Source organism: Hominimerdicola alba (assembly GCF_900109655.1).
GTDB classification, from domain to species: Bacteria; Bacillota; Clostridia; order Oscillospirales; family Ruminococcaceae; genus Hominimerdicola; species Hominimerdicola alba_B.
Genome location: NZ_FOAT01000034.1, coordinates 1 through 10,319, shown reverse-complemented (window position 1 = coordinate 10,319; position 10,319 = coordinate 1). Strand labels below are relative to the sequence as shown.

Genomic DNA, 10,319 nt, shown 5'->3' with positions numbered 1-10,319 from the left:
CTTACCCATACTGGTACGAAGAGTTTTCTTGCTGTGACCGTTACGACTGTTGTCGGTAGCCTTGTTCTTAACGTCATACGGCTCGTATCCAAGCTCGGAATCAAGCTCTGATTCAAGGCTACCTTCCATAAATCCGGCAAGTGCCTCCTTGAAAAGTTCCTGAATATCGTCCATGCTCTGAATATTCGCTGCCGAAAGAAAATCACTTATTAGCTCTCTTCTTGCTCGCTGCTCTTCTGTTTCATTTCTTCGTCTTCTGCTCATAATTAAAACCTCCAAAGTAGTGTCTCTTCTATTATACACTACTTCAGAGGTTTACACAAATTTTAGGATAGACTCTATAACTCCGCCTGTGAAGGCTGCGCCGCCCGTATATAATAACTATGTTCCCAACGAGACCATCGTGATGAGGGAGTATATCCCAAACCAACAGACTGCTTTTCAGCCTGTGTCTCAGCCTGAACTCAGCAAAACACAGAAACTGCTGTGGTTAATCGGGTTCTGTGCTGCACCGTACTTTACTATACCGCTGTGGTTCATTGTGACGAAGAGGATATCCACAAAGGTCAAGATCATTGTCGGTGTTATATTATTTTTCATTATAGTAGGTGCGGCAACATAGCAGGCAGTAACAAATTAAAAAGTGTGTATTACACCTCCGAGTTTTCGGGGGTGTTTTTTGCATTCTGGTAAATGTTTTACAAAATTTCGGTAACACTATGAATAAAGTGATAAATCCATTCAGATTAACCCTTGAATTTTGAATTAAATGACGAAAAAGTTTTTAAATTGTGTATATTTATTGACAAAAGCAAATATTGATGGTACTATATTAATATATATAGCTTTTTGCAGGCTGTATGAAGCTGCACGGGTCTGTCGGGAAACGTGGGGCTGATACTATTTTGGAGGGGGAATGCAAAAATGGGAAAAAGTACTCATAGACCGCAGTACAGGCTGCTTTCGGGATTGCTCTCGCTGGTATGCCTGTTTACTGTTGCGTTCGGGTCTGTGCCTTCTGTGAGTGCGGAATCTGCTGAACTGCCCGAAAACATCGAGCTGTTCTTCTCAAAGACCGAGACTGCCGGTACAGGCGAGGACATTTCGGATGACGGAAGAACTGCGGACTACACTATCGAGGGTGACAAGCAGCAGGTCAATGTAACACTGAGGCTAAGCCTTAACAAGACCTATGAGAAAGGACGTCTGAGTATAGAGGTCCCTTACAAAGCCTTTGTTGATCGCCGCGGTGATCCTTTTACACTGGCGGCTAAGGATGATTTCCTGAATCAGCTGTCGTCGGATACATCGCTGCTGAAGGTCAAGGAGGACAGGTCGTACACTGACGGTGTTATCGTTCTGGAGAATGTCAAGGCGTCTTCGCCGCATATCGATCTTAATCTCCATTACTCTATAAGTGCGAACAGGGTAGTCGATAACAGCGAGCAGGGTTACACTATCAAGATCTACGACAATGTGCTTGATGAGGACCGTACGCCGGATACTATCACGGCGTCTTTCCATACCCATGTAAGAGATGCCGAGGTGTATAAATATACCGAGAACGAAGGCGTAAACCAGGGCTGTTACTATGCGTGGGATGATATGCTTGAAACCAAGTATCATCTTTCAAAGTATGGCATTGATGAGGCTGAGTTCAAGAATCAGCTGAAAAAGTATGATTTTGTCGGTTATCGTCTGGAGACATCAGTGGTGAGAAATCAGCCCGTTATCACGTATATCAATGATATGCCTGACGGCGGTGAGGTCATCGCGGTATCGAAAGCGGTAGATTATACGGATACTACCCCGCTGGAAAAGGAGACCGAAGGCGATTATGCAGGTCAGTGGAAGTATGAGGGCGAAGCTTCGCGTTTTATCGTACTGGTAAGGTATCCCAAGGAAACAGCAGAGGCTGTTGATGCAAACGGAAACCGTGTAAAACTGAAAAATGATGCAACAGTCACTTATGTGGGCGTTGACGGCGATGAAGATGATGTTACCGATGACAGCGACTCTGTGACTTCTGTATGGCAGAATATGGGCGCTATTTACAGCGGCGATATCTGGAGCGTTGTAAAGCAAGGCGGTCCGGACCCTGTTGGTGCGGTTGATCTGCTTAGAGCAGGCAAGGATGCAGAGCTTACATACGATATCGAGGGTATCGGTCTGACCTACAAGTACGGCGCTGTTGACGGCTTTACCTACAAGGACGGTCCTTACTGGATGGAAGTAGTTGATGACGTGCTTTATGTGAACGGTCTCGGTGATGACGGAACTGATCTGAAGCGTTTACAGCCCGATGATTTCTATTTCAGAACATTCACTATGGAGGTCGTTCACAAGGCAGTCAAGTCTGTCACTCTTAATCTTGATGTCAAGGAAAGTGAAGACCTGCCTATAAGCAAGAGAAAGCCTGTTGAGGTATATGTTATGACTGCCGATGCTCCCGACAAATGGCAGCTCGATCAAAAGATATCTCTCGCTGACGGAAACAGCAAATACAGATATGCCGATGCAGACGGCAATACAGTTTTTAAATTCAAGCACGACAGAGTATACAGGATAAAGTTCGTATACCGTGATGCTAACGGCGACGTAAATCTGAGATCCAAAGTAACTGGTGTACTCAGAGGCGAGGGTCCTGTTGTAAAACAGGTGCTTGACAATATGGAAGAGATACATCTGAAGAATTTTCAGGTGTACAACTGGGACGCTCAGATGGGCTACAATGCTTCGGGTGAATGGGAAAATCCAACCAACGGCAGCACCATCTATACTCCTAAGGATTATGTAAAGCAGGATATGCTTGATCTTGATGCTGAGCTTTATGATGGTCATTCCAACAAGGCAGGCGACGTCAAGGTAGCTACAAGACTTTCTGCCAGGAACAACCTGACAAGCATCGAGCCTTTCTGCGGACTTTCAAAGAAGAGCAACGGAGTTGTTCAGGAGAACCAAAAGGTATATACCTCTTACTATCTGGCGGCTGTTACAGGCAGAGCGGCTAATGAGGCAGACCTCAGTCAGATGGCTGAACTGGGAGTTATCAAGGGCGACAAGGAGATAGTATTCCATGAACTCCTGCCTATGGGCATGAGCGTTATTGAAGTCACTCCGATGCAGGATAAGCTGTTTCTTTCGGACAACCCCAAGGAGTACAACTGGGATAAGCTGTGGTCTAAGTACAGCGGTCATATTGAGCCTATAAATACTGAAGTTCCTGAGGTAAGTTTTGAGACTGTTGACAACTACAAGGGTACTCACAGGCAGTACGCAAAGATCACGGTGAAGTATAAGGAGCTTCCTGTGGTTAAGCTTGGCGAGAACAGCAACATCTGTTATTCTCTTGGTTCGGTGATTTATCTGAAAGCTGTTGCTGACTATGAGGAGCTGAGAAGCACAAAGCTTGACAACTTCGCAGAAGCGCAGTTCATCGACAAGAACGGCAAGCCTTATGATCTTGTGGGCCTGAAGGCGCTGGCTGATGACGGCAAGGTATTTGCGGAAGTCAAGGACAGAGATGGCAAACAGGTATTTGAGGATATCGACGGTGACGGCGATACAACACACACCAATGTAGTTGCGGCTATGGCAGAAGATGAAGTTACTATGTACTATTCTGCAACTACACTGAAAAAGAAGATCAAGGCTGATGACTATGATCTGGATTTCAAGGACTTTACACAGACCTATGCGGGTCACAACTACACTTACAGACTGCAGTTCTTCTCAAACGAGGGTCTTGCTAAGAATGTAGTTATATACGACTCCATAGAGGAAGCTTACAAGGAGCCTGCCTATGCGGGTATGCCTTACTGGAAGGGCACGCTTTACGGTGTGGATATCAGCGAGGCTAAGGAAGAATTCGGCGATGTAAAGGTATATGTAAACACCAATAAGTTCTATGATGAGATAGAAATGGCTACAGATACCGCTCTGGGGAAACCCGGACTTGTACCAGAGATGCTTACCGAAGATAATAACTGGCAAGAGATAGATCCCGATAATTACAAGGACTGGGCTAAGGTAAAGACTATCGCATTCAAGATAGGCGAAGATGTAGAGTTTGGCTCGGCTGACGATATGCCTCACTCGGTATGCGTTTACCTGAAAATGACAGCCCCTGACAATATCCATAAGGATCAGACCAAGACAAATCAGGTGCTGGCTTACAATGCGCCTGCTTATTACTGCGAGAAATCCATTCAGACGAGATGGGTCAAGGATACAACTATCGCTAACGTTGTTACGATAGGTCTTAAATCCTCGGTTGAGAGTTTCCCCGCTATCGCTAAGACTGTGGAAGGCAATACCTCAGATGATTTTGAGGCAGTATGCGATTTCGGCATCAAGCCTCTGAACGGTGCGCCTGCACCCAAGGCTTACAAGGACGGCGTTTGGGGCAAGGCTATAAGCGCTGTCAAGGTAGCTGTCAACGGCGGCGAGACTGCTATCGCTGATGAAAACGGCAGTCTGATGTTTACTGAACCCGGCGTATTTGAATACGAGGTATCCGAAAAGTCGGGCAATAAGAAGGGTATGACTTACTCGGGCGAGAAGTTCAAGGTTGTATTCAATGTCAGCGATGTCCGCAGGGATGTACAGTATGACGATAACACAGAACTTACTGTCAAGACCAAGGTGTACCGCACACACGGCTTTGACGGCAAGGCACTTGATAAGCCTGTGGAGGTACAGCAGATAGAGTTCACTAACAAGTATGCTCCTGCACCTGTAAAGGCTGAGATACCTGCCATCAGCAAGAAGATAGAGGGCAGTGCAAGAGGTTCCGAGAAGCGTTTCATATTCTCGATACAGCCCTTTACAAACTTTGGCGGCAGAAGCGATGCGCCTGCACCCGAGAATACAAGGGTGGCTATCACAGGCGAGGGTACTGCGGAATTCGGTGAGGTTGAATTCACCGAGGCAGGTCAGTACGATTACGCTATATTTGAAGTTAATTCGGCTTATACCGGCTATACTTTCGATACCAGAGGATATCTGGTAAGATTTAACGTTACGGACAATGACGGACAGCTTGTAGCCGAGGAACTTCCTTTACAGGTACTGTATCCCGAGACAAGATATTACGAGCCTGCTGACAAGGCTGAGTTCGTTAACGAGTATTCGCCTACACCTACCGACACTGTAGTGTTCCCCGATGTTGTGAAGCTGTTCAGCGGTACTGAAAGACCCGATGACAAGGTATTCAGCTTCAGCATATCGGCTAAGGGTGACAAAGACATCCCTATGCCCGAAGTTACAAACGTGACCGTTGAAGGTGCAGGCAAGGCTTCTTTCGGCAGCATGACCTATGACAAGGCTGGTGTGTATGTTTATGAGATAACCGAGGACGACCTTGACGAGAGCTATGTTGGCTACTCAAAGGACGATACCGTATACACATTTACTGTTACTGTTACCGATAATGACAGTGTGCTGTCAGCGACCACCAAGCTGACAAAAGGTGGCGAAGAAGCTGCTGCAGCTGAGTTCGTAAATGATTATACTCCTGTTGTAGCTGAACTGGTTCCTCCTGTGGCTGTTAAGGAGATAGTCGGAAATGACCCAAATGAAGCACAGCGTGTGTTCGCATTTGAACTGGCTGCTGCTGAGGGAGAATCTGATGATATACCTATGCCCCAGAAGACCACCGCAGTTGTAAACGGCAGCGGCGAGGCTGAACCTTTCGGTACTATCTACTACAACAAGGCTGGTACATATCGCTATGTTATCAGCGAGAATGACCTTGATGAGAGCTATGTACACTACACCAAGGACAACACTGTATACACGCTGACTGTCACTGTAAATGACGAAGGTGGAGAGTACAAGGCTGTATACTCCATTGAGAAGAACGGTGAAGAGATTGGCGAGCTGAAGTTCGTTAACACTTACAAGCCCACATCTGTTGAAACTGAACTGGAGATCGAAAAGCAGGTTGAGGGTAACGTTTCCGATGAGGATGAGGTTTACACCTTTGAACTGACAGGCAAGGACGGCACTCTTGTTCCCGCAGACACGATGGTTGAGATCGAGGGCGCAGGCAAGGCTGTATTCGGCAGCTGGACTTATACGGAAGCTGGTGTATATGTTTACGAAGTAAGCGAGATCGCAGGCGACGGCGATAACTGCATATACGACAAGACTGTATACACTGTTACTGACACTGTTACAGACGAAAACGGCACGCTTACAGTAAGCAGAGATATCGCTGACGACGATGGAAAGTCTGTCGGTGGTGTAATATTTGTCAACATTTATGAAGATGATGTACCTACCGATGAAGAGGACAGCACTTCAAGCAAGCCTGAGAAGGACGATGATTCGTCCCGCAATGTTGAAACACCGGAGGATTCTTCTGAGGTGTCTTCAAGTGAGGACAGCTCGAAGTCTGATTCTGAAACCAGCAGCAGCGCAGGCGGTTCAACCACACAGAACAGCTCAAACCCCAACACTGGCGTTAAGAGCCTTGTGGGTGTAGAGGTAGTTATGCTTGGCGCGTTGCTTTGCGTGATGAAAAAGAAAAAGGATGACAAGTAAATAAAGTGAAAAGACGCTCCCGAATTTGGGGGCGTCTTTTTTGCGTGCGCTGTGTGAGATCGTTCAGTTCGATAGATAACAAAAAACCGTTCGGAAAATTCCGAACGGTAATGGATTGCGGGAACAGGATTTGAACCTGTGACCTCCGGGTTATGAGCCCGACGAGCTACCAAGCTGCTCTACCCCGCGATATCTGTTTTTATGTTCTCTTGCTGAGTACTTGTCTATTATATCATATTGGATCACGTTTGTCAATATGGTTTTGAGAAAAAGTCTAAAGTTTACTTTATGTTAACATTTTGAGTTTTGTAAGTAAGAAAATATGAGTGCTACATGGCTTTTAATGAGGCACGATTTACTGTGGATTACACAATATGAATCTGATTGAAATATTCGTGGGCACAGCATCCCTTTTGACTCCAAATTTTGCAACGCTGTGATCGAATGTTAACAATTTTACTGCAATCATTCATTGCTGTGTAGATGTTTTTTGTGTTATTCTAAAGTGAAACTTATATTGGAAAAATAAGGCTGTTTTTATAGTTGTTTGCTCTGAAATAGCCTAAGTTTCGGGAAAATATATTTGATTAAAATTTAGAAACAAAATTTGTTTCCTATCTGTATAAAACAATGATGAATGCTTTTAATTTGTAAAATCAGTCAACTTGTGATTTAGTCAATTTGTAGAAACTATATATATTCGTGTTGTGTATAACTACAAATTTAGATTAATGTAGTTGACTATTTTGTCTAGATTTGATATAATATAGTCAACAAATAAAAGTGATTTAATTGGAATTTCGTGGTAATATGAACATGAATGAAAGGAATGAGCTTATGAAGAATAATAAAAAGGGTTTCACTTTGGTAGAGTTAATTGTAGTTATATGTATTGTCGGTATTCTGGCCAGTCTGATTGTACCGAATGTGATAAGCTATATCAGAAAGGCAAAAATTGCTGCAGCTATCGCTGATACAAGGACTATAAAAGTTTCGATAGAAAGTTCTTTGACAGATGAATTGTTGCTTAGCGGAGATGATGCAAATGCAGCGTTCAACAAGGTGCTCTACCTTGAACAGGGTAACAGCAAAGACAGGAAATACGATAGAGTAGGCTGCTTCACAAACTACAGTTGGAATGTCTATAAGACTAATCCTGGCAAGTCAACCGGTTCTCAGGCACTTGACAGAGTTATAGCAGGTCAGCTTGATGCAACTTTTTCAGAAACTTGGCAAACAGGTAAGAGAGTAAATCCGCTGGGTTATAATACTGACACCAAGAATTGCGCAAAATACCTTAAGGACAATAATACAAACTTCGGACTTGTTGTTGTTTATAACACTACCGGCGAAGTTCGTATGATTCAGCTTTACAGAAAGGGTATACTTGTCACATACATAAACGGAGAATACATTGCTAATTTAGATAGTAAGGCTCACTTTATTGGTACCGGCACATGGGATAAGATCTATACTGACAGCAAGAAAAAATCTCCGGATAGCTGCTACAATATAAATCTATCTAACAAGCAGATCGGAAGTTCCGGAAATTTGGGTGGCTGGTATTGATCTGACATTAGTTTTATGAATATACCGGAAAAGGCGTATGTGTATAGATCTATGACTACATAAAAAATGCCGAGGTTCAATTACCTCAGCATTGTATATTCGGATTTGTGGGCGTTTAGTTTCGTTAAATAAACAAAATATTTGGAAGATAGGCGCACGGTTTTCTGTATCCAATTGTGCATACATACGAAAACAAAGGTTAAAATTGTGAAATTAAACCATTCGCTTGACAAAACGAGACAAATGCAGTATAATATGTTTAACGAAAGAAACAAAAAGCGATGCGAATGTGGTGATTTGAAAGTCTGGATCATTATGAAAAACAGCGATTTTTCACGATGTTCGGCTATTTCAGAAAAGCAAGCATGGTTTGGATCGAGTGTATCCATCTATTATTAATTTGCTTTCCAGAGTAAAGGTTTATAGATATTATGAAAGGGCTGAGCCTGCATATTTCGGTATGCAGGCTTTTGTCGTGGTTGGAGAATATAGTTAAAGCGGCGCTTCCACTGAGCGGAGGGATCAGTGTGTTTTGTGTGCATAATCGGGGAAGCCGGGGGAATATACTGAAATATCACGAAGATTACGGAGGGTAATAACTATGATGATACAGTTGTTTGAGCTTATAAGGCTCATATCTCACGGTGGATTGTTTTTCGGGCTGCATCTGGATGGCAGGACGGTATTTCCGCCGCCGCTGAGTGCTGCTGAGGAGAGGATTTGTTTTGAGAAGATGTCCGCAGGGGACAAGGAAGCTCGGAATGCGCTGATAAAGCACAATCTGCGGTTGGTGGCGCACATTATCAAGAAGTACTATGCAAATTCTTCTGATCAGGACGATCTGATATCAATAGGCACGATAGGGCTCATCAAGGCGGTGCAGACCTTCGATTATACCAAGGGGACGCGCTTTGCGACTTACGGCAGCAGGTGTGTTGAAAATGCTACACAATCACAACGGACATTTTCTTTTCAGATGATGTAAAAGATGTGCCCTTCATAGGCGAGTGGCGATTTTTACGCAGAGTAGAGAGCCGAATGTATACGCTGTACTCTACCCACACAAGCGGCAAAACAGTCACCCTTTATATTCACAGCTTCAAGCCGAAAAGAATACCCGATTTTGCGCTTAATGATAATTCCACAGTCTCAGACAGGTTGAAATTTTACAGGATAAGCTGTGGGCTCATGCAAAAAGAGATAGCCGCTCAAATTGGTGTAGACCGCACTACCTATGCCCGCTGGGAGAACAATGTGCTGTCGGCGTATCCGTTGGACAAGCTCACACTACTTGCAGAGATATTCGGGTGCAAAGTCACAGACTTGCTCGATGAGTACAATAAGTTCCTGATAAAAGGGCAGGGAAGTTATATCAGAAACCTGCAAAAAAAGAAGTCTCTCACACGATGCAGGCTAGCAGAGCTGATGTCCGTTTCTGTCGGCCGTGTCAAGGATTGGGAGAGTGAGCGAAAGCGGGTCAGCATGAAGTGCTATGTGCGGTTGATGGAGATAGACAAATAAGACAGTGTATTTGCTGATATACCGAAACGGGCGGTACCATAGGTATGTACTTATTATAACATATATGCAGCTATAATATAAGTAAAAGAATACTAATACTATAATGGATGAATCATTGATGCTTTGTTGTGTTACGCGTGACCCACTCTTTAATGCCGTCAGATGTTACTTCAACTTGTAATCTACATTTAAAAGAAAAACGCTACCATGGTGCGTTGAAAGAATATCTTGATAAACTGATAATCGTGGGCATCAAGAAGAACATTTTTAAGTTTCGGACCATATGCATCTGCGAATTGTTTTTTATATACTGCGGAAATCTGATGCGGCAGAGGAATGGAATAAAAAAATTGAAATGATATTATTGAAATTATTGCAATTTGAAAAGCAATGTGATATAATATCTATCGGACATAACAGCGTAATGACAGTGAAATGTCCATCCCCGTTAAAATGTGGCTATGGCTGTTTCAGGTATATATTTCGTTTACTGTAAGTTACAGCCGTATCAGATTTAAGTTCTTTTATTTTCAAAAGGAGGGTCAAGAGGTTATGCACAAGACAATGAAACGGATCGCCGCAGGGCTTGTGGCGATTACCGCTGGTTTATCGGCAGCAGCCGCATCTGCACCTATGAGTGTGTTTGCAGAAGATGAACAGATACTTATCCAGTCTGACTTCGA

6 protein-coding genes and 1 tRNA gene are annotated in these 10,319 nt (G+C 43.8%); 5 read left to right on the top strand and 2 right to left on the bottom strand.

Annotated features, from left to right (window positions below; all coding sequences use genetic code 11):
• Positions 1 to 264, bottom strand: a 264-nt coding sequence (locus BMY75_RS17130) for a transposase (RefSeq protein ID WP_170844294.1), incomplete at its 3' end; no start/stop codon positions are given.
• 88 nt (positions 265 to 352) lie between these two features.
• On the opposite strand from BMY75_RS17130, the gene BMY75_RS18300 reads away from it, so the two are divergent.
• Together BMY75_RS18300 and BMY75_RS17120 are read left to right on the top strand one after the other, a co-directional pair.
• On the top strand, positions 353 to 622 hold the full coding sequence (locus BMY75_RS18300) for a hypothetical protein (RefSeq protein WP_139199906.1): 270 nt from the start codon (positions 353 to 355) through the stop codon (positions 620 to 622).
• A gap of 302 nt (positions 623 to 924) precedes the next feature.
• Positions 925 to 6,546 carry a Spy0128 family protein gene (locus tag BMY75_RS17120; protein WP_074836388.1) on the top strand — a complete coding sequence of 1,874 codons (5,622 nt, stop codon included), beginning with the start codon at positions 925 to 927 and terminating at the stop codon, positions 6,544 to 6,546.
• A gap of 115 nt (positions 6,547 to 6,661) precedes the next feature.
• Here the strand turns inward: BMY75_RS17120 and BMY75_RS17115 are convergent.
• Positions 6,662 to 6,735, bottom strand: a tRNA-Met gene (locus BMY75_RS17115).
• A gap of 621 nt (positions 6,736 to 7,356) precedes the next feature.
• Between BMY75_RS17115 and BMY75_RS17110 the strand changes: the two genes are divergently transcribed.
• The 3 genes from BMY75_RS17110 to BMY75_RS17100 all read left to right on the top strand — a co-directional run bounded on the left by BMY75_RS17110 (position 7,357) and on the right by BMY75_RS17100 (position 9,636).
• Entirely contained in the window at positions 7,357 to 8,115 is a 759-nt protein-coding gene (locus tag BMY75_RS17110) for a type II secretion system protein (protein WP_242940278.1), read from the top strand.
• Positions 8,116 to 8,716: 601 nt separating this feature from the next.
• Entirely contained in the window at positions 8,717 to 9,100 is a 384-nt protein-coding gene (locus tag BMY75_RS17105; protein ID WP_074836387.1) for a sigma-70 family RNA polymerase sigma factor, read from the top strand.
• 53 nt (positions 9,101 to 9,153) lie between these two features.
• Complete coding sequence (locus tag BMY75_RS17100) at positions 9,154 to 9,636, top strand: helix-turn-helix domain-containing protein (protein WP_074836386.1); 483 nt, start codon at positions 9,154 to 9,156, stop codon at positions 9,634 to 9,636.
• The last annotated feature ends 683 nt before the right edge of the window (positions 9,637 to 10,319 follow it).